Here is an 18,909-nt window from a genome sequence, read left to right as displayed (position 1 = left end):
CCACTCAGGCGCTGGTGATACTGGCTCGCAAGCTTGCTCGGATCGTATTCGCTCTGCTGAAAGGGCAGAGCGAATACCAACCAAAAGCCGGTTGAGGGCTTCCCCTCAACCATAGAATCTCCCACAGTTGAACCGTGTGCATCTGCGTGGGATTGGTTGGCTGTCAGGTCGCCTTCGCGGGCAAGTCGGATCGCCGCACCGCTCGCTCCTACGGGATCGCCGTTGATCTTTCAATGAGCAAAGGCCCGGGCCAAAGCGGTGAAGCTGGGTCCGGCCAGCACGATCAGCAACGCCGGGAACAGGAACAACATCATCACCACGGACATTTTGGCGGACATCTTGGAGATGTATTCCTGCAAGCGTGTCAGGCGCCGATCATCGAGCAGCAGCTTGAGCCCCAGCAGTGATTTCATGGCGCCGCTGCCCTGGTGGATCAACTGCTGAAGGATCACGCAGGTGTCGGTGAACTCGTCCACCGCCAGCAACCGGGTGGTCTTGTTCAGTTCTTCGCCCAGTTCCAGGCCGGAATCTACCCGGGCCAGTACCAGGCGCAGCTCGTGGGTCAGGGCCGGTAATAATTGTTTGCCTTCGACGCTCAACACTCGCAGTGACTGCTCCACCGCCATGCCGGATTCGAACAGGATGCGCAGCAGTGGAATGAAGGTTGAAATCTCGATCGCCAGTTGCTTTTGCCGTTGATGCGCGGCGGCGGCCAGCAAGCGTTTGGGCAGCAGGTAGCCGAGGGCGGTGGCGAAGGCCGGGGTGATCCAATGGTTGTCCGCCTGCGCAAAGAACAGGCCCTGGATCAACAAGCTCAGGGCCAGTGCAAGCACCGGTGTGCCGATCTGGCAGGCGGCGAACAGCGAGCGTTGTCGGGCGCTGCGCCAGCCGAGGCGGTTGAGCAGTGTCTGGGTTTCGTTGTCCAGTTTGACCGAGCGCTGGCCGATGCGGCTGTCGCCCAGCCTTTGCAGCCAGTGACTGACGCGATGGTCGCTCAGCGGTTTGCCATCCAGTCGTTGGGCCACCTGACGGGCACGCCGGCGTTGGTCCAGCAGACCACTGAGCAGCAACACCGCGGCCGCAAGGAAAAGCAATGCGCTGACCAGCAGAAGCGTTTTCATATGCTACGCAACATGCGCCACAGCGCCAGGCAACCCACCACCTGCAGGCCGAACGCGGTCGCGAGCATCATTTGCCCCGAGCTGCTGTTCCACATGGCGAGCAGGTATTTCGGATTGGACAGCAGGAAGTAACCGGCGAGCCCGACCGGCATCAGTCCCAGGACCACGGCCGTGACGCGGGTCTCGCCCGTCATGGCACGCAGTTGGCGCGCCGCCTGGTCTCGTTCGCGGACCATCTTGATCAGGTTCTCAAACAGCTCACTGGCATTGCCGCCGTAGCGGTGATTGACCTTCAGGCCCAGCGCGAACAAGCGAAACTCGTCTTTTTCATACAGTTCGGCAAAGTCCTGGACGGCATCCGGCAGGCTGACGCCCAAGTGCACGTTGCGTTGAACCCGGCCCATGGCGTTTTTCAGCGGATCTTCGGTGGTGTCGATGGCACCCAGCACCGCATCGGCCAGGGTGCGTCCGGACTTCAGGCTGCGCACGGTGTAATCGAGCAGCGCTGGCAGCTGTTCGATCATGCGCTTGAGCCGGCGCTGATAGCACCAACTGATGTACAGCCGCAGTACCAGGGGGGGCATCAGCGACAACACCAGCAAACCGATCCAGCCGGCGAGGGCAAGCCCCAGCAGGACGCCAAGGGCCCAGAGCAGCAGCCACGACCCGATGCGCTCGGTGGGACGACCGAGGCCGGCGCGTAGAAAGGCGCGTTCCAGCCCAGCCCGGGATGATTTCACCACCGTCAGTTGCGGTTGCCCCTGGGTCAGGCGAGCGAGGGTTCGATCGATGCCGGTCTGGCGCAGACCGTTGTAGAACAAACGGATCGACACGCCCAGCAGCGTCAGGCAAGTCAGGATGAGCAGCACCGGTTTGAGCATGCCGTGACCTTCAGTACGAGGAGGGAGAGAGCGCCGACTCATGGCGCAGTTTGTCGCCAGCGGGGTTGACCGCCTCGCGCAGAAAACCGAACCCGGTGCGTCGGTCGAAGCGGAACAGCGTATTGGTCACATAGACGTCATCACGAATACCGACGACCTCCACCACCTCACTGACGCAACGGCGGCCATCGGGCAGGCGCGTCAGTTGAATCACCACGTCCAGTGCCGCGCAGATCATTTGCCGCAGCGTGCGTTCGGCGATGACCCGTCCGGTCAGGCCCACCAGGGTTTCCAGGCGCAATAGCGCATCCTGGGCGTTGTTGGCGTGCACGGTGCTCATGGAGCCGTCGTGCCCGGTGTTCATTGCCGTGAGCACGTCGACGACTTCGACGCCGCGAATCTCGCCGAGGATGATCCGGTCCGGGCGCATCCGCAGCGCGTTGCGAATCAGATCGCTGGCTTTCACTTCGCCGTGGCCTTCGGCATTGGGTGGCCGGGTTTCCAGGCGCACCACGTGAGGATGGCCGAGTTGCAGTTCGGCGACGTCTTCGATGGTGACCAGCCGTTCGTGAGGGGCGATCAACTGGCTGAGAATGTTCAGCAGCGTGGTCTTGCCGGTGCCGGTACCGCCGCTGACAAGGATGTTGCAACGCTTGCCCACGGCCTCCTGAATGAACTCGAGGATCGCCTGGTCGATGGTTTGCATCGCCATCAGGTCGGAGCTTTTGAGCATGTCCTTGCGAAATTTTCGAATCGACAGGCACGGGCCGTCGAGGGCAATCGGCGGAATGATCGCGTTGACCCGGCTGCCATCGGGCAGGCGCGCATCGACCATCGGTGACGACTCGTCGAGCCGTCGGCCCAGGGGCGCGAGAATTCGTTGCATCACCCGCTCGACGTGGTGGTCGTCGATGAACCGCAGGTCACTCAGGTGCAACACACCTTCACGCTCGACGAACACCCGGTGCGGGCCGTTGACCAGGATCTCGGTCACCGCCGAGTCACGCAGCAGCACCTCCAGCGGGCCGAAACCGGTGAGTTCGTCGACGATTTCTTCGGCCAGCCGCTCCATCTCGTACCGGGAAATCGCCAGGTGCAAACGGGCGATGTACTCGCCGACTTTGTCGATGACGAACTGCGACAGCATTGGCCGCGAACCTTCCAGCAGGTTTTTTCCGGACTCTTCGATGGCGTCGATGATGTAGCGGTGCAGCACCAGTTTCAGACCTTCGTGATCGGTATTGCCGGCCGGCCCGTGCGGGGGGGCGCCGAAGAGTTTTTCCCCGCTCATTGCACGCCCCTCAATCGGTCGAACCAGCCGGCCTTGGGTTTGTCCGGATCTTCGGAGCGCTTGGCCAGTCGTTCGCCGAGGGTGCGCAGGCTTTGGGTCAGGCCCTCGCGTGGGGCCAGCTCGAACAGGCTCATGCCCTGATTCTTGGCGTTGAGCCGCACTTCCGGGCTATAGGCAAGGACCGCGATAAGGTCCATGTCGAAGCTTTTGCTCAAGGTGTCGGAGTCTGGCGCAACGCTGCGCAGGTAGCGGTCCACCAGCAGCCTGGCGTGGTCGAGCTTCAGGCCTTTTTCGCGCCATTGGTTGAGCACCGCCAGGTTGCGTCGGCAGTCCAGCACGTTCTGATCGGTGTACCACAGCAACTTGTCGCAATGGCTGATGAAGGTACGCAACGCTTCGCTGTCCGACTGGCCGGTGAGGTTCACCACGATGTGCTGGAAATGTTGACGCAAGGCGCTGAGCAGCATGTACAGCTCGGCGGCACTGGTGTGCTCCAGCGGTTCGTCGTTACTGGCGTAGGCAAGGATTCGCAGCCCGGCATCACAGGTGGTGAAGGCGCTGTCGATCAGCGTTGCATCGAGGCGCCTGAGATGGCGCAACGCATCGCCGAAATGAAACGAACTCTCCAGCCCCAGCAAGGCCAGACTGTCGCCACGGGGTAGCCCCAGATCCAGCAACAGGGTTTGCTGGCCGCTCTTCTGCACCACGTGTGCCAGGTGGTTGGCGAGCAACGCTCCGTCGGCATTGGTCTGCGCGCCGTAAAGCACGGTGAGGCTACCCTGTTGACCCTGTTGCAGGTTCGGCGCCACGGTCGGCAGGCGTTTGCTCAGGCGTCGCACCAGGCCGGCGACTTCACTGGAACGCGAGCCGTAAGAGACGAAATCCCGCGCGCCGGCACGCATGGCATTGAGCACGAGCTGGTTGTCCATGCCATCGCCCAAGGCAACGATTGCCAGCATCGGTTTGGCTTCCAGGGCACCCTCGATCAACGTGCACTGGGCCACCACATGCTCACGGTCCAGGCCCACGAACACCAGGTTGGCAAAGGTCACGTCCACCAGCATCAGGAGTTCGTCGAGGTTGCCGCCACCGGCGCTGATCACACGGCCCAAAGGGGCGAGCGCACCCTGCAGCCACTCAAAGTCGGTGCTGTTGCGGGTGATCGCGAGGAAGGTCTGACTCAGGTTTTGGCTCTGGCTCATTGCGATAATCCGCCGTGTTTATCGACGTAGCCGCTTTCGAGGAAGTACTGCGTGAAACGTCTGCGCATGGAGAAGCGTCCTCGCTCGATTCAGGGCGTTTGTTGGGTGACTTCATTGCCGCGGATGACTTCCACGCCAGGCTTGCGCGGTGCGCCACCGGGGGCGGGGGATTTGGGAGTGCCGGCCAGGGCCAGTTGACTGAACTGCACCAGTTCGCGGTTGGCATTGGCCAGGCTCGCCTGTGAATCGCGGTGACCGGCCCAGTAATGGCTCAGACGTTTTTCCTCGGCGCTGCGCACGGCCAGGCGCAAAACCCCGACCTGCGCCGCGAGCATCAGGCGACTGAGGAGGGGTTCGGGAACGGCGAGTAAAACGGTGCGAGCGCTGGCGCGCAGTTGTTCCTGCTTGAGTTTCTCTTCGTGACTGCGTGCCGGGTTGGCAGGCTGGCCATCGTTCATCAGCCCCAGCTGATCGCCGACACCGAGCACCCGCAACGCCGGGACCACGACCTGGGCCGACTGCTGGACGTTGTTGGTGTCCATGCGCAGAAACAGCAGGACGTCGACATAGTCGCCGGGGCTCAGTTGACCGCCGACATTGATCACGTCATCCGCCGCCACGGCGAGGGCGCGCTCATCGGCGCGAATCATCCGCGCCAGCACACCGCCGGCTTCGAAACTTTCATCGTTGAGCCAACTGCCGGCAGTGAGGGCGCGCCAAGGCGTACGGCCAACGGCTTGATCGAGTCGGGTCAGGCTGCCGACCGGGGCTGTACGGAGTTTTTCCAGGGCCACGTCGGCGGCGGTGATCTGCTCGAACGGCGCGATATCGCGCAGTAACACAACCACGGGCTGGCGGGTCGGGTCGTCCATCGACGCCAGTAGTGGCGCCGATGACGCGCCGGGTTGCGCGACGGATTCGGGGGGCTGTTGGCGACTCAGCGCCAGCCCCCAGTAACCGGCGATGATGGCGCCTACCAGAAACAGACCGGCCAGGCCCATAGTGACGCGGCTGTTCATGACGGCTCCCCCTTTGCTGCTGCGTAACGCTCCCCAAGAGTTCTAACGAGATGACTTCGCAATCAGGCAGCTATGAAGCTGGAACTATTTCGCTATTTGACGGTAGCGCAGGTAGAGCAAAACGCCATTACGGGGCGGGAATTAACTGACAAAAGTAACGGGCTATGGCCAAAAACGCTGTTTTGTGACGTCAATTAACCGGTTACTACTTAAGTATTAATAGGTTCTTACAGTTGTTGGTAGTGGGTTTGCCGACAATGCTGAGGCTGGCATAGGGGAATCATGTTGCGATTGTGCAACATCCTTTGTCATAGGAGACACGTCATGTCCTTCACTAAAGTTGTTCAGAAGATCAAATCCGAAATCGTTTTTTACAAAGACTTGGCCAAAGACACTGAAGGGGCTTCGGGGATCGAGTACGCAATTATTGCGGGCATGGTGGCACTCACGCTTGCTGCGTTTGTGACACCCATCTCCACGGCGGTCACTGCGATGTTCACTACGATTTCAGCCGCGCTTTGATTTGAAGGCTGGTCATGGGCCGTCATTTGCCAATCCCGCAAAGGGCTTCTAACGTCAAGGCTTAGTCCATTGCAGGTGTTACTCCATGAACGCTCCAGCGCTCCAACGCCAACAGCTTCTTCTGGTCGATGATGAGGAGGATGCGTTACTGGAACTGGCGGAGTTGCTGGAGGGCGAGGGGTTTACTTGTTTTACGGCAACTTCGGTCAAACTCGCCCTGCATCATTTGACTTGTCATCCTGACATTGCCTTGGTGATTACTGATTTGCGCATGCCGGAGGAGAGTGGCATGTCGTTGATCAAGCGTCTGCGTGAGCATACGGCTCGTCAGCATTTGCCGGTGATTGTGACGTCGGGGCATGCGGATATGGAGGATGTGAGTGATATGTTGCGGTTGCAGGTACTGGATTTGTTTCGCAAGCCGATTTATCACGTGCGGTTGTTGGAGACGTTGAATAATTTGTTTCCGCAGCCTCGGGATTTGGTGGGTTTCTGATTTACGGTCAAAATTAAAAGATCTTTTGATTTTGGCGGTCTGACAGCCGACCAGTGCCGACAATCAGGCAACAGGCCGCCACTGTCCCACCATGTGCTCAATCTCCCCGGCACCCATCAACTGAAAATCCCCGCTGGCCCCCGCCGCGCTGGACATCAGCGTCACTTCGCCGGGCAAGCGCACCGGTTTTCTGAACTGCACCGCAATCTCGACGTTGGCCGTCGGCAAATGATCGCTCAGGGCTGCCAGCGTACGCGCCTTGTTCCACAGGCCATGGGCGATGGCGCTGGGAAAACCGAAGAGTCTCGCGCTGATCGCGCTCAGGTGGATCGGGTTGTAGTCTCCGGACGCCTTGGCATATCGGCGGCCAATGTCCGCCGGTGCTTTCCAGTGGGCCACCTCGGTCAGCGACAGCGTCGATGCAAATGCTTGCTCGACGGGTTCGCCTTCCAGCTTGACGCCGCGGCAGAGCATCTGGCTTTCAGCCTCCCACAGCGGCCCCAACTGATCGTCGAGTGTCGTCACCAAGTCGAACGTCGCCCCCTTGGCATGAGGTTTCAGGTTCTGCACTTTCACGCTGACCCGCACTCGGTGCACGCCGCCCATGGGGCGCAAGATGCGGATGCGATTGCTCAAGTGAATCAGCCCCAGCAGTGGGAACGGAAACGCCTTGGCCGTGAGCAATTGCATCTGCAAGGCAAACGCCAGGATGTGTGGATACGTTGGTGGCAGCAGGCCGTTGTCGGCGAAACCACAGACCTTGCGATAAGCCTCCAGGCGTTTCGGATCGACGTTGACCCAGCAGTGATAACCCAGGTCGGGCAGTGTGGCGCCAGTGATTTTGCGTCGCGTCGCCGCCTTCACATACAGCTTTTGCAGGCCCGGTTCGCTATCGAGTGTGTGCCAGTCGGTGGTCATGGTCAGGCTCCCAAAACGCTTTGCCCGCACACGCGCAGCGCTTGCCCGCTAAACGCTCCGGTGCCCGGTTGCGCGAGCCAGGCCACGGCTTCGGCGACGTCTTGCGGCAGCCCGCCCTGGCCCAACGAACTCAAGCGCCGCCCGGCTTCGCGTACGCCGAAGGGCAGGTGCGCGGTCATTTGGGTTTCGATAAACCCGGGCGCCACCGCATTGATGCTGATGCCACGCTCACTCAGCAGCGGCGCCCAGGCCTGGGCCAGGCCGATCAACCCGGCCTTGCTCGCGGCGTAGTTGGTTTGCCCGCGATTGCCGGCGATGCCGCTGATGGACGCCAGCAGGATCACTCGGCCGTTGTCGCGCAAGGTGCCGCTGTCGAGCAAAGCCTTGGTCAATACTTGCGGCGCGTTGAGGTTGACCGCCAGAACCGCGTCCCAGAATTCCGGGGTCATGTTGGCCAGGGTTTTATCTCGGGTGATGCCCGCGTTATGGACCACGATGTCGACGCCGTCCGGCAAGTGTTCGATCAGTTGCGTGGCGGCGTCTTCGGCACAGATGTCCAGAGTGATGCCGCGCCCGCCGAGGCGTGCGGCCAGGGCGTCGAGATCGGTTTTGGCCGGCGCCACGTCGAGCAGGATCACCTCGGCACCGTCGCGGGCCAGGGTTTCGGCGATCGAGGCGCCGATGCCGCGAGCCGCGCCCGTCACCAGTGCCTTGCGCCCTGACAAGGGGCGAGTCCAGTCCATCACCTGCGCCTCACACGCCTTCAAGCGTATGACTTGCCCGGAAATGAACGCGCTTTTGGGTGAGAGGAAAAACCGCAATGGGCCTTCCAGTTGATCTTCGGCCCCTTCGCCGACATAGATCAGCTGCAAGGTGCCGCCGCTGCGCAGTTCCTTGGCCAGCGAACGGCTGAAACCTTCCAGGGCTCGCTGGGTGCTGGCGGCAAACGGGTCGCTCAAGGTCTCTGGCGCCCGGCCAAGAATCACCAGGTGCGCATGGTGATCGAGGTTTTTCATCAGCGGCTGGAAGAACTCGCGCAGCTGTTTCAACTGATCGACCTGCACCAGATCACTGGCGTCGTACACCACGGCTTTGAGTTTCTGGCCGTGGCCGGGAATCCACGCGGTGGCCAGGGTAGGGTCGGTGCCGTAGCTGTAAATCGTGTCGGTCAGGCGGTTGGCGAGAGTGCTGACTTTTTCCGCCAATGGGCCACCGCCAATCAACAGGGCACCCTCGATAGGCCGCAGCCGGCCTGCTTGCCAGCGTTCCAGTCGTACCGGCGACGGCAGACCCAGGGCACCGACCACGCGATGGCCGATGGACGAATTGGCGAAGTCGATATAGCGATCAGACATGGATTACGCTCCAGTAGCCGGGGTTGAAAGTGTGGACCACGAATGGCAATTAGTCGCTCGGTCCACGAGATAAGGCCTACGCTTGATCATTGCAGGTTAGTTTGTAACGGGACTTTCGGGGAGTGCAGAACCTGTGGCAGCGGGCTTGCCCGCGATAGCGGTGTGTCAGTCAGCAGAGATGTTGAATGAGCCGGCCCCTTCGCGGGCAAGCCCGCTCCCACAGGGATATGTATTCACAATTGAATATCAGGAAGGAGAGCTTTTTCATGACTCAGCTGCGCCGCGTCGCGATTATCGGTGGTAACCGTATCCCCTTTGCCCGGTCCAACGGGCCGTACGCCACTGCCAGTAACCAGGCGATGTTCACCGCAGCGCTGGAAGGCCTGATCGAGCGCTATAACCTGCACGGTGTGCGCATGGGCGAAGTGGCGGCCGGGGCGTTGCTCAAGTATTTGCGCGATTACGGCCTGACCCGAGAATGCGTGCTGGGCTCGCGGTTGTCGCCGACGACGCCGGCCTACGACATCCAGCAAGCCTGTGGCACGGGGCTGGAGGCGACGTTGTTGGTGGCGAACAAAATCGCCCTGGGCCAGATCGAATGTGGCATTGCCGGCGGTGTCGACACAGCTTCTGACGTGCCGATCGGCGTCAACGAAGGCCTGCGCAAGATCCTCTTGCAGGCCAACCGCACCAAAAGCACCGCCGACAAACTGAAAACCTTCCTGCAACTGCGTCCCCGACACTTGATGCCCGACTTTCCAAGCATCGGCGAGCCGCGCACCCACCGGTCGATGGGTGAACACTGTGAAATGATGGCCCAGACCTGGAGCATCCCCCGTGACGAGCAGGATCGGCTGACCCTTGAAAGCCATCAGAAACTCGCTGCGTCCTACGCCGAAGGCTGGCACAACGATCTGATGACGCCGTTCCTCGGCCTGACCCGGGACAACAACCTGCGCCCGGAGCTGACCCTGGAAAAACTTGCCTCACTCAAACCGGCCTTCGAGAAAAGTGCCAAGGGCACCCTGACCGCAGGCAACTCCACGCCACTCACCGATGGCGCGTCGGTGGTGCTGTTGGGCAGTGAGGAATGGGCGAAAGAGCGCGGTTTGCCGATTCTTGCCTATTGGCGTGACGGCGAAGCGGCGGCGGTGGATTTCGTCAAGGGTGCCGAAGGGCTGCTGATGGCGCCGGTCTATGCGGTGCCGCGTTTACTGGCGCGCAATGGCCTGACCTTGCAGGATTTCGATTACTACGAAATCCACGAAGCATTCGCCGCGCAGGTGCTGTGCACGTTGAAGGCCTGGGAAGATCCGGAGTACTGCAAAACCCGCCTCGGCCTCGACGCACCGCTGGGCTCCATCGACCGCAGCCGCTTGAACGTCAAGGGCAGTTCACTGGCCGCCGGGCATCCGTTTGCCGCCACCGGTGCGCGCATCGTCGCCAACCTGGCGAAGCTGCTCGACGCCGCGGGCAAGGGCCGAGGGTTGATCTCGATCTGCGCTGCCGGCGGTCAGGGCGTGACGGCGATTATCGAGCGCTGATTATTGAGGATTGGGCACCGCCGCGTTGTGCTGCGCGGCCAGTTCCCGGTGGTGGTTGGCGTAACCCTCGGCCATCACCGAGCAGACGATCAACTGCAACGGGTGATAGATCATGATCGGCAGCAGGATCAACCCAAGGCCGGGGTTGGCGCCGAAGATCAGCGCCGCCATCGGCGCGCCGGCCGCCAGGGATTTCTTGCTGGCGCAGAACACCGCGGCAATCTCATCGGCGGGACTGAACCTCAGCGCGCGGGCGGTGCGGGTGGTCATCCACAGAATGATCGCCAGCAACATCGCACTACCCATCAGCGCAGTGAGAATCACGCTGTTGCCTTGTTTCTGCCACATCCCCGACACCATCGAGTTGCAGAACGCCGAGTACACCAGCAGCAGGATCACCAGTTTGTCGGCAATGTTGGTGTAGCGTTTGTGCCGAGCGAAAAACTTGCCCAGCAACGGCCGCAGCAATTGCCCGAGCACCAGCGGCAACAGCAACATCGCGCACAGGTCGAGCAGGGTTGAACCCAGGTCAATACCACCCGCGCCGCTGCCGACCACGAAACTCACCAGCAACGGTGTCAAAAAAATCCCCAGCACGCTGGACAGACTCGCGTTGAGAATCGCCGCCGGTACGTTGCCGCCCGCGCTGCCGGTCAGGGCCACGGAGGAGGAAATGGTCGAGGGCAGGGCGCAGAGGTAGAGGAAACCGAGCATCAGCAGTGATGGAATGTGTGAGCCCAGCAGCTTGTCGCTCAGCAGCCAGATCAACGGAAACACCGCGAAGGTGAAGGTTTGAACCATCACGTGCAGCTTCCAGTTTTTCAGCCCGTGGCGGATCTGCTCGCTGGAGAGGTTGACCCCGTGCAGGAAGAACACCAGAAACACGCCGATGTTGATTGCCCATTCGGCGTGCATTCCGCCACCGGTGGCGCCAAAGGTCGGGAAGGCATACGCCAGCAGCGTGGCGATCAGCATGCCGCACAAGAACCAGTCGGTGACCACGCGTTTGAGGTGTTTGAAGGCATGCATAACCGGCACCGAATACATTTGTAAGAATTGATGACTTAGCCTAACGTCGGCCCCATCAGCCGTCTTGCGACATAAGGCCAATCAATGCCGACTAACGGACAACTTTCCCTCGAGCGGACCATCCCGGCGCTGACGGTGTTGCCGCGCCCGTTGTATGCGCGGGCGGAAAGTCTGAACGCCGGTTCGTGGACGCCGCCACATCGTCACGATTGGGTGCAGTTCTCCTACGCCATCAGCGGCGTTCTCGGCGTGCACACCGCCGAGGGCAGTTTCTTTGCGCCGCCGCAGTGGGGCATCTGGATTCCGGCGGATCTCGAGCACCAGGTCGTGACCTCGATGCGGGCCGAAATGCGCAGCCTGTACGTACGTCGCGAGGACTGCCAATGGGCGGACGGGCGTTGCCGGGTGCTGGAAGTCACGCCATTGGCGCGGGAGTTGATCAAGCGCTTTTGCCTGCTTCCCGTGGAATATCCACAGGGCGACAGCCAGGAGGCGCGATTGGTGGGTGTGCTGCTGGATCAGTTGGCGAGTCTGCCGGAGGTGGGGTTTTCCCTGCCGCTGCCCCGGCATGAGCGTTTGCTGAGCTTGTGCAACGAGCTGATCGAAAGCCCCGAGCGCACGGTGACCTTGCAGGAATGGGCCGAGCGTTTGGGCACGTCGGAGAAAACCCTGATGCGGCTGTTTCAGCGCGAGACCGGGCTGAGCTTTCGCGGTTGGCGGCAGCGCATGCGGCTGCTGTCGTCATTGAGTTTGCTGGAAGAGGGCGACAGCGTGACCAATGCCGCGCTGTCTTGCGGGTATGACTCGACGTCGGCGTTTATTGCGGCGTTCAAGGGGCTGTTCGGATTTACCCCCGGCGAATTGTTTAGGCAGTGACGGCCTCATCGCGAGCAGGCTCGCTCCCACAGGGTTTTGCGCTGTCCTTGTGGGAGCGAGCCTGCTCGCGATTGGCCGCGAAGCGGCCACCGGGATATTGGATCAGGTTCTGAACCGTCGAACCAACCCGTCCAGCTCATTCGACAAACCCGCCAGGCTCTGAGAATCCAGGCGCGCCGAGTTCGCCAGCTCCGCCACCAACTGCGCATCGCCATGAATCTGGCTGATGTGGCGATTGATGTCTTCGGCCACCTGATGCTGTTCCTCAGCCGCCGTGGCGATTTGAGTGTTCATGTCGCGAATCACATCCACCGACTCACGAATCTGCCCGAAGCTGTTGCGCGCCTCGCCGATGCGGGTCACTGATTGCTGAGACACCTCCAGGCTCGCATGCATCTGCTGCGTCACCTGGCTGGTGCGCTTGGCCAGGTTGCCCAGCAGGCCGTCGATTTCCGCCGTGGAATCGGCAGTCCGTTTGGCCAGGGCGCGAACTTCATCCGCCACCACCGCAAAACCACGACCCTGTTCACCGGCCCGGGCCGCTTCGATGGCGGCGTTCAGTGCCAGCAGGTTGGTCTGTTCGGCGATGGAACGAATGGTCCCGAGGATCGACTGAATGTCGTTGCTATCGCGCTCAAGCTGTTGCATCGACTGCGCCGACTGTTCGATTTCCTGGCTCAAGCGATCGACACTGCTCACCGCGGCATCGATCTGCTGCTGACCTTCACGCGCCTGGCGCTGACCGCTGTCGGCCGACTCGGCAGCCTGGCTGCAAGAGCGCGCGACTTCGTTGGCGGTGGCGACCATTTCGTGGAATGCCGTGGACACCATGTCCACCGCTTCACGCTGACGCCCGGCGGCTTCGGCCATGTCGCTGGACACTTGCGTCGAGCTCTGGGAGGTGGCGAGGATCTTGGTCGCGGCGCCGCCGATGCTCTGGATCAGGTTGCGAATCGCCGCCAGAAACTGGTTGAACCAGTTGGCCAGTTGTGCGGTTTCGTCACTGCCACGGATGTGCAGGTTTTTGGTCAGGTCGCCTTCACCCTGGGCGATGCCTTCCAGACCGCTGGCCACGCTGCGAATCGGCCGCACGATCAGGCTGGCGAAACTGGCGCCGACGATGGCGAAGAACACCGCCAATACCGCTGCGATGATTGCGATCAGCCAGGTCAGTTGAGTGGCCGAACTCATCACGTCGGTCTGCTTGATCAGGCCGATAAAGGTCCAGCCCAGTTGCTCCGACGGCCAGACGTTGGCCATGTAGCGCTCGCCATTGAGCTCGACTTCCACCAGCCCTTTACCGGCCTTGGCGAGTTGCGCGTAGCCGTCGCCGAGGCTGCTCAGAGTTTTGAAGTTGTGTTCCGGTTGCTTCGGATCGACCAGCACCGCGCCGGTGTTTTCCACCAGCATCAGGTAGCCGGTTTCGCCGAGTTTGATCTGTTTGACGATTTCGGTGAGCTGCTTGAGCGTCACGTCGATGCTGACGACGCCGCCGTTGGTGCCCAGTTTGTTATCGATGGTGCGCACGGTGCTGACGTACGTCGCGTCATCCTGCGCCCAGTAATAGGCCTCGGTGCGAAGCGGCTTGCCCGGTTTGGCCTGGGCCGCTTTGTACCACGGGCGCTGGCGCGGATCGTAATTGCTCAGCTTCGCATCGTCCGGCCAGGACACGTAACCGCCCGCCGCGGTGCCGAGGATGGCATAGGCGTAGGCCGGGTGGCTGTTGCCCAGGTCCTGGAGGAGGGCGAAGACTTTTTTGTCCATCTCGCCTTGGGGAATGCTCTCGGCGTTGGCGCTCATGTAGGTCTTGAGGCTGTCGTCGGAGTTCTTGATCAGCGGTTGGGTGGCCAGGTAATCGACGTTCTGGCTGATGCCGTCGAAGAACAGTTGCATGGCATTGCTGACCTGACGAATCTCGCGACCACTGCCGTCGACGAAGTCATCCTTGGCATCGCTGCGCAAGTTCAGCACAACGAGGGTGGCGACCAGCACCACGGGCAAGCAGGCGATGATTGCAAACGCCCAGGTCAGCTTTTGTTTGATGTTCATCCGCGCTCCAGTTTTTTCTTGTAGGTCCACGCAGTGCAGATGACTCGCGGATTATTGGCAGCCGAAACGTTTGATTCACCCGGTTCCGTGAGTGCGCCCTCATGATGGTAATCGGGACGATTGTCGGACGATTCCTTTCCTCCCTAGTAACTTCGGCTGAAGCGCGGGGAAATTGAGGCCTGTTGAGAAAAATCCTGCGAAGGCCGGGGATCGGGGTTAGATTCTGTCGCAAATGCCCTTGTATCCCTTCGTCAACAAGTAGCGCAGGCTCAGTTATGATCCCGGGCGGTCGATGAGTATTGCCTGATTAATCCGGCACATTGTGTGCTTCTCGATGATCAACAGAATGTTCATAGGTCGGCAACCCCTCCCCCGAATGAGAGGATTGCCGTATAACGAATGACTTTCGCGTGTTTGGTAATAAAGGACCCACAATAAAAGCTGATGAAGACTCCCAAACGCATTGAACCCCTGATCGAGGACGGTCTGGTCGACGAGGTGCTGCGCCCACTCATGAGTGGTAAAGAAGCAGCTGTTTATGTGGTGCGCTGCGGCAACGAGCTGCGTTGTGCCAAGGTCTACAAGGAGGCGAACAAACGCAGTTTCCGTCAGGCGGCCGAGTATCAGGAAGGCCGTAAGGTGCGCAACAGCCGGCAGGCTCGCGCGATGGCCAAGGGCTCCAAGTTTGGCCGCAAGGAAACCGAAGACGCCTGGCAGAACGCCGAAGTGGCGGCGCTGTTCCGTCTGGCCAGTGCCGGTGTGCGGGTGCCCAAGCCGTATGACTTCCTCGAAGGCGTGCTGCTGATGGAGCTGGTGGCCGACGAGTACGGCGATGCCGCGCCGCGTCTGAACGACGTGGTGCTGGAACCGGACCAGGCGCGCGAATATCACGGGTTTCTGATTTCGCAAATCGTGCTGATGCTGTGTACCGGTCTGGTGCACGGTGACCTGTCCGAGTTCAACGTGCTGCTGACGCCGACCGGTCCGGTCATCATCGATTTGCCGCAAGCGGTGGACGCGGCGGGCAACAACCACGCGTTCAGCATGCTGGAGCGGGACGTGGGCAACATGGCGTCGTACTTCGGTCGCTTTGCGCCGGAGTTGAAACGCACCAAGTACGCCAAGGAAATGTGGGCGTTGTACGAAGCCGGCACCTTGCACCCGGCCAGTGCCTTGACTGGCGAGTTCGACGAGCCGGAAGAGCTGGCGGACGTGGGCGGGATCATGCGCGAGATCGAGGCGGCCCGTCTCGATGAAGAGCGTCGCCAAGCGGTTCGGGCGGCGGACGATGCGCCACCGAGCAAGACCGAAGAACCGCCTCCACCGTGGATGCAGTGAACGGTTGACCCAAAACCCGGCTTCGGCCGGGTTTTTCGTTCATACGGTCACCGAAAGCCAGAATTTGGCGAAGATCCAATGTGTGCGAGCAAGCCCGCCCCCACACTAGATTATTGGTGTAAGTGAAACCGTGTTCACACCATTCCCCGGTGAAGGGCGCGCGCTCAGGAAAGGGCGGGTTCGGCGCAGCAGCCCGACGCCAGTTCCTTGAGGATCGGGCAGTCCGGGCGGTGGTCGCCATGGCAGTGTTCCACCAGGTCTTGCAGGGTGTCGCGCAGTTGGCCGAGTTCGCGAATCTTCTGGTTCAGCTCGTCGATGTGCTGACGGGCCAGCGCCTTCACATCGGCACTGGCCCGCTGGCGATCCTGCCAGAGGGTCAGCAGTTTGCCGACCTCCTCCAGCGAGAACCCCAAATCCCGAGAACGCTTGATGAACGCCAGGGTGTGCAGGTCGTCGTCGCCATAGACCCGGTAGCCACTGTCGGTACGAAGGGCCGCCTTGAGCAGGCCGATGGACTCGTAATAGCGGATCATCTTCGCGCTCAGACCGCTCTGCCGGGCCGCTTGGCCAATGTTCATCGGTTGTCCTCCAGGTCTTTGGGTTTCCAAGTTTTCAACAGTAACGCATTGCTGACCACGCTGACGCTCGACAACGCCATGGCCGCGCCGGCCAGCACCGGGTTGAGGAAGCCGAATGCCGCCAGTGGCAGGCCGATCAGGTTATAGACGAAGGCCCAGAACAGGTTTTGGCGAATCTTCGCGTAGGTCTTGCGGCTGATCTCCAGCGCAGCCGGTACCAGCCGTGGGTCGCCGCGCATCAGAGTGATGCCGGCGGCGTGCATGGCGACGTCGGTGCCGCCACCCATGGCGATGCCGATGTCTGCCGCGGCAAGGGCCGGCGCGTCGTTGATGCCGTCGCCGACCATCGCCACCACGCCGGTCTTTTTAAGTTCGGCGACGGTGGCGGCCTTGTCCGCCGGCAGTACTTCGGCGTGCACGTCGCGGATGCCCAGCGCCTCGGCGACGACCTTGGCGCTGCCGCGGTTATCGCCGGTCAGCAGATGGCTGCTGATGTTCCGTGCACTCAGTTGTTGCACCGTTTGCAAGGCGCCGGGTTTGAGCGTGTCGCCGAAGGCGAACAGGCCCAGCACTCGTGGTTCGGGGCTTTGTTCGATCAGCCAGGACAGGGTCCGGCCTTCGGTTTCCCAGGCAGTTGCGGAGTCAGCCAATGGCCCGGCGTTCAGGCCGCTTTCTTCCAGCAGACGCCGATTGCCCAGGGCTAGCCGTCGACCATCGAGGCTGCCGGCAATGCCGCGTCCGGTCAGCGATTGACTGTCGCCGACATCGGCCACGGTCAAGCCGCGTTCGGCGCAGGCATCCAGCACCGCCTTGGCCAGCGGATGCTCACTGCCGCGTTGCAGAGCGCCGGCCATTTGCAGCAAGGCGGTTTCATCACCCTCGATGGCGCTCAAATGCGCGATACGCGGAGTGCCGGAGGTCAGTGTGCCGGTTTTGTCGAACACCACCGCGCTGACTTCGTGGGCGCGCTCCAGGGCTTCGGCGTCCTTGATCAGAATCCCGTAGCGCGCAGCCACACCGGTGCCCGCCATGATTGCCGTCGGCGTGGCCAAGCCGAGTGCGCAAGGGCAAGCGATCACCAACACCGCCACGGCGTTGATCAACGCGGTTTCCAGCGGCGCGCCGTACAACCACCAACCGACCAGAGTCGCCAGCGCGATCAGCAGCACCGCAGGCACGAACACCTGGCTGACTTTATCCACCAGTTTCTGTATCGGCGCTTTTGCCGCCTGCGCGTCTTCGACCAGGCGGATGATCCGCGCCAGCACGGTTTCCGCGCCGAGCGCCAGGGTGCGAACCAGCAGACGACCTTCGCCATTGATGGCGCCCCCGGTGACTTTGTCGCCCGGTTGTTTCGGGACCGGCAGGCTTTCGCCGCTGATCAGGGCTTCATCGGCGTGGCTTTGGCCTTCCATCACCTCGCCATCCACCGGGAAGCGTTCGCCGGGTTTGACCATGACCAGATCGTTGAGGCGCAAAGCGCTGATGGCAACCTCCAGCTCACGGCCATCGACTACCTGAATGGCTCGTTCCGGACGCAAGGCTTCGAGGGCGCGAATGGCGCTGGTGGTCTGGCGTTTGGCGCGGCTTTCCAGGTATTTGCCCAGCAACACCAAGGCGATCACCACCGCCGACGCTTCGAAATACAGGTGCGGCAGGCGGCCGACGGCGGTGGCCCATTCGTAAACGCTCAAGCCGTAACCGGCACTGGTGCCCAGGGCCACCAGCAAATCCATGTTGCCGGCGCCGGCGCGGACGGCTTTCCACGCCGCGACATAGAAGCGTGCGCCGAAGATGAACTGCACGGGTGTGGCCAACGCGAACTGTTCCCACGCCGGGAGCATCCAGTGCACGCCCAAAGGTTGCAGCAGCATCGGCAACACCAGCGGCAAGGCGAGGGCGATGGCCGCGAGCAAGGCCCAGCGCTCGCGGTGCAGTCGTTGTGGTTGATTATCGGCTTGCGGGTGTTCGACTTCCCAGACCCTGGCGGAGTAACCGGCCTTGGTCACGGCGCCGATCAAGGTTTGCGGGTCGACCTGGCCGAGCAGTTCGAGGTGCGCACGTTCGTTGGCCAGGTTGACGCTGACAGTCTTCACCCCCGGCACCTTGGTCAGCGCCCGTTCGACGCGGCCGACGCAGGACGCGCAGGTCATGCCGTCGATGTTCAATTCCAGGCTCTGCTGCGGCACGCTATAACCAGCCTGTTGCACCGCGTCCATCAAGGCCGGCAGGCTGTCACTGGGCGCTTGAACCCGGGCCTGTTCGGTGGCCAGGTTGACGCTGACGGCCGTGGCGCCGATGACTTTGCTCAAGGCGCGCTCGACACGCCCGGCACAACTGGCGCAGGTCATGCCGGCGATCGGCAGATCGAAGGTGGTGGATTCGGACATCGGTCACGCTCCCTGTAGAAATTGCCTACAGGATCAACCTTGCCATGCGGTTAAGGTCAAGCGCCAGTCTACAAGTCGCCGCAGACCAAATGTGGGAGCAACTGTCTTGATGGTTTTTATTTTGAAGGCCTATCGATAGACAGCTGAACTCCCACAGCTTTAGGCCATGCGACGCCCTACAGGAACACCGCGACCCGTTTAGGCCAAGGGTTCTTTCCACTCCGTTCGGTCTCGGATCATGGCGTTCAGCCGTATCAGCAACACGCGCATACAGGCAATGAGCGCTACTTTTGCGCATTT

The 18,909-nt window shown here is 61.5% G+C and carries 16 protein-coding genes and 2 pseudogenes; 5 read left to right on the top strand and 13 right to left on the bottom strand.

Annotated elements, in window-relative coordinates:
- Positions 1-230: 230 nt before the first annotated feature.
- The 5 genes from AACY49_RS28315 to cpaB form a co-directional block, all read right to left on the bottom strand.
- Positions 231-1,121: a type II secretion system F family protein gene (locus tag AACY49_RS28315; RefSeq protein WP_339527528.1), complete on the bottom strand. Its 891-nt coding sequence runs from the start codon at positions 1,119-1,121 to the stop codon at positions 231-233.
- A complete protein-coding gene (locus tag AACY49_RS28310) occupies positions 1,118-2,002 on the bottom strand; it encodes a type II secretion system F family protein (RefSeq protein WP_339527527.1) in 885 nt (294 codons plus the stop codon). The genes AACY49_RS28315 and AACY49_RS28310 overlap by 4 nt, the downstream gene beginning before the upstream one ends.
- A 10-nt stretch (positions 2,003-2,012) precedes the next feature.
- Positions 2,013-3,293, bottom strand: coding sequence for a CpaF family protein (locus AACY49_RS28305; RefSeq protein WP_258697714.1), 1,281 nt, complete (start codon positions 3,291-3,293; stop codon positions 2,013-2,015).
- On the bottom strand, positions 3,290-4,495 hold the full coding sequence (locus AACY49_RS28300; RefSeq protein ID WP_339527526.1) for an AAA family ATPase: 1,206 nt from the start codon (positions 4,493-4,495) through the stop codon (positions 3,290-3,292). The genes AACY49_RS28305 and AACY49_RS28300 overlap by 4 nt, the downstream gene beginning before the upstream one ends.
- Positions 4,496-4,584: 89 nt before the next feature.
- A complete protein-coding gene (cpaB, locus tag AACY49_RS28295) occupies positions 4,585-5,514 on the bottom strand; it encodes a Flp pilus assembly protein CpaB (protein ID WP_258697712.1) in 930 nt (309 codons plus the stop codon).
- A 324-nt stretch (positions 5,515-5,838) separates the two neighbouring features.
- Here cpaB and AACY49_RS28290 point away from each other — a divergent pair, with 324 nt between their 5' ends.
- On the top strand, positions 5,839-6,036 hold the full coding sequence (locus AACY49_RS28290) for a Flp family type IVb pilin (protein WP_339527525.1): 198 nt from the start codon (positions 5,839-5,841) through the stop codon (positions 6,034-6,036).
- Between the two features lie 85 nt (positions 6,037-6,121).
- Complete coding sequence (locus AACY49_RS28285) at positions 6,122-6,532, top strand: response regulator (protein WP_258697710.1); 411 nt, start codon at positions 6,122-6,124, stop codon at positions 6,530-6,532.
- Positions 6,533-6,595: 63 nt separating this feature from the next.
- Here AACY49_RS28285 and AACY49_RS28280 read toward each other — a convergent pair whose 3' ends face one another.
- Positions 6,596-7,450: a MaoC family dehydratase gene (locus tag AACY49_RS28280; protein WP_339527524.1), complete on the bottom strand. Its 855-nt coding sequence runs from the start codon at positions 7,448-7,450 to the stop codon at positions 6,596-6,598.
- A 2-nt stretch (positions 7,451-7,452) separates the two neighbouring features.
- The gene (locus AACY49_RS28275) at positions 7,453-8,805 is read right to left on the bottom strand and encodes a 3-oxoacyl-ACP reductase (RefSeq protein WP_320392350.1); all 1,353 of its coding nucleotides are present in this window, start codon (positions 8,803-8,805) and stop codon (positions 7,453-7,455) included.
- A 266-nt stretch (positions 8,806-9,071) separates the two neighbouring features.
- On the opposite strand from AACY49_RS28275, the gene AACY49_RS28270 reads away from it, so the two are divergent.
- Entirely contained in the window at positions 9,072-10,349 is a 1,278-nt protein-coding gene (locus AACY49_RS28270; protein WP_339527523.1) for an acetyl-CoA C-acetyltransferase, read from the top strand.
- On the opposite strand, the gene AACY49_RS28265 is transcribed toward AACY49_RS28270, so the two are convergent.
- Positions 10,350-11,378 (bottom strand): bile acid:sodium symporter family protein, encoded by a 1,029-nt coding sequence (locus AACY49_RS28265; protein ID WP_339527522.1) that lies wholly within the window; start codon positions 11,376-11,378, stop codon positions 10,350-10,352.
- A gap of 84 nt (positions 11,379-11,462) precedes the next feature.
- Between AACY49_RS28265 and AACY49_RS28260 the strand changes: the two genes are divergently transcribed.
- Entirely contained in the window at positions 11,463-12,254 is a 792-nt protein-coding gene (locus AACY49_RS28260) for an AraC family transcriptional regulator (RefSeq protein ID WP_258697705.1), read from the top strand.
- Positions 12,255-12,356: 102 nt separating this feature from the next.
- Here AACY49_RS28260 and AACY49_RS32005 read toward each other — a convergent pair whose 3' ends face one another.
- Together AACY49_RS32005 and AACY49_RS32000 are read right to left on the bottom strand one after the other, a co-directional pair.
- Positions 12,357-13,085, bottom strand: coding sequence for a methyl-accepting chemotaxis protein (locus AACY49_RS32005; protein WP_408980642.1), 729 nt, complete (start codon positions 13,083-13,085; stop codon positions 12,357-12,359).
- Positions 13,086-13,214: 129 nt separating this feature from the next.
- Positions 13,215-14,303: pseudogene (locus tag AACY49_RS32000) on the bottom strand (cache domain-containing protein); the annotation flags it as partial.
- 444 nt (positions 14,304-14,747) lie between these two features.
- Here AACY49_RS32000 and AACY49_RS28250 point away from each other — a divergent pair.
- Entirely contained in the window at positions 14,748-15,641 is an 894-nt protein-coding gene (locus AACY49_RS28250; RefSeq protein WP_339527521.1) for a PA4780 family RIO1-like protein kinase, read from the top strand.
- Between the two features lie 164 nt (positions 15,642-15,805).
- On the opposite strand, the gene cueR is transcribed toward AACY49_RS28250, so the two are convergent.
- The 3 genes and pseudogenes from cueR to AACY49_RS28235 all read right to left on the bottom strand — a co-directional run.
- Positions 15,806-16,219, bottom strand: coding sequence for a Cu(I)-responsive transcriptional regulator (cueR, locus tag AACY49_RS28245; protein WP_258697702.1), 414 nt, complete (start codon positions 16,217-16,219; stop codon positions 15,806-15,808).
- Positions 16,216-18,609, bottom strand: a complete 2,394-nt coding sequence (locus AACY49_RS28240) for a heavy metal translocating P-type ATPase (RefSeq protein ID WP_339527520.1) — start codon at positions 18,607-18,609, stop codon at positions 16,216-16,218. Before AACY49_RS28240 ends, cueR begins: the two co-directional genes overlap by 4 nt.
- Before the next feature lie 198 nt (positions 18,610-18,807).
- Positions 18,808-18,909, bottom strand: a pseudogene (locus tag AACY49_RS28235) (IS110 family transposase); the annotation flags it as partial.

It is taken from the genome of Pseudomonas sp. EL_65y_Pfl2_R96 (assembly GCF_963970905.1).
GTDB lineage: Bacteria > Pseudomonadota > Gammaproteobacteria > Pseudomonadales > Pseudomonadaceae > Aquipseudomonas.
The sequence above is the reverse complement of the archived record's forward strand: the minus strand, read 5'-3'. Positions and strand labels throughout refer to the sequence as shown.

Coding starts and splice junctions, on each gene's coding strand:
- AACY49_RS28315 (WP_339527528.1), bottom strand. CDS start 1,121: ATGAAAACGCTTCTGCTGGTCAGCGCATTGCTTTTCCTTGCGGCCGCG.
- AACY49_RS28310 (WP_339527527.1), bottom strand. CDS start 2,002: ATGCTCAAACCGGTGCTGCTCATCCTGACTTGCCTGACGCTGCTGGGC.
- AACY49_RS28305 (WP_258697714.1), bottom strand. CDS start 3,293: ATGAGCGGGGAAAAACTCTTCGGCGCCCCCCCGCACGGGCCGGCCGGC.
- AACY49_RS28300 (WP_339527526.1), bottom strand. CDS start 4,495: ATGAGCCAGAGCCAAAACCTGAGTCAGACCTTCCTCGCGATCACCCGC.
- cpaB (WP_258697712.1), bottom strand. CDS start 5,514: ATGAACAGCCGCGTCACTATGGGCCTGGCCGGTCTGTTTCTGGTAGGC.
- AACY49_RS28290 (WP_339527525.1), top strand. CDS start 5,839: ATGTCCTTCACTAAAGTTGTTCAGAAGATCAAATCCGAAATCGTTTTT.
- AACY49_RS28285 (WP_258697710.1), top strand. CDS start 6,122: ATGAACGCTCCAGCGCTCCAACGCCAACAGCTTCTTCTGGTCGATGAT.
- AACY49_RS28280 (WP_339527524.1), bottom strand. CDS start 7,450: ATGACCACCGACTGGCACACACTCGATAGCGAACCGGGCCTGCAAAAG.
- AACY49_RS28275 (WP_320392350.1), bottom strand. CDS start 8,805: ATGTCTGATCGCTATATCGACTTCGCCAATTCGTCCATCGGCCATCGC.
- AACY49_RS28270 (WP_339527523.1), top strand. CDS start 9,072: ATGACTCAGCTGCGCCGCGTCGCGATTATCGGTGGTAACCGTATCCCC.
- AACY49_RS28265 (WP_339527522.1), bottom strand. CDS start 11,378: ATGCATGCCTTCAAACACCTCAAACGCGTGGTCACCGACTGGTTCTTG.
- AACY49_RS28260 (WP_258697705.1), top strand. CDS start 11,463: ATGCCGACTAACGGACAACTTTCCCTCGAGCGGACCATCCCGGCGCTG.
- AACY49_RS32005 (WP_408980642.1), bottom strand. CDS start 13,085: ATGGTGTCCACGGCATTCCACGAAATGGTCGCCACCGCCAACGAAGTC.
- AACY49_RS28250 (WP_339527521.1), top strand. CDS start 14,748: ATGAAGACTCCCAAACGCATTGAACCCCTGATCGAGGACGGTCTGGTC.
- cueR (WP_258697702.1), bottom strand. CDS start 16,219: ATGAACATTGGCCAAGCGGCCCGGCAGAGCGGTCTGAGCGCGAAGATG.
- AACY49_RS28240 (WP_339527520.1), bottom strand. CDS start 18,609: ATGTCCGAATCCACCACCTTCGATCTGCCGATCGCCGGCATGACCTGC.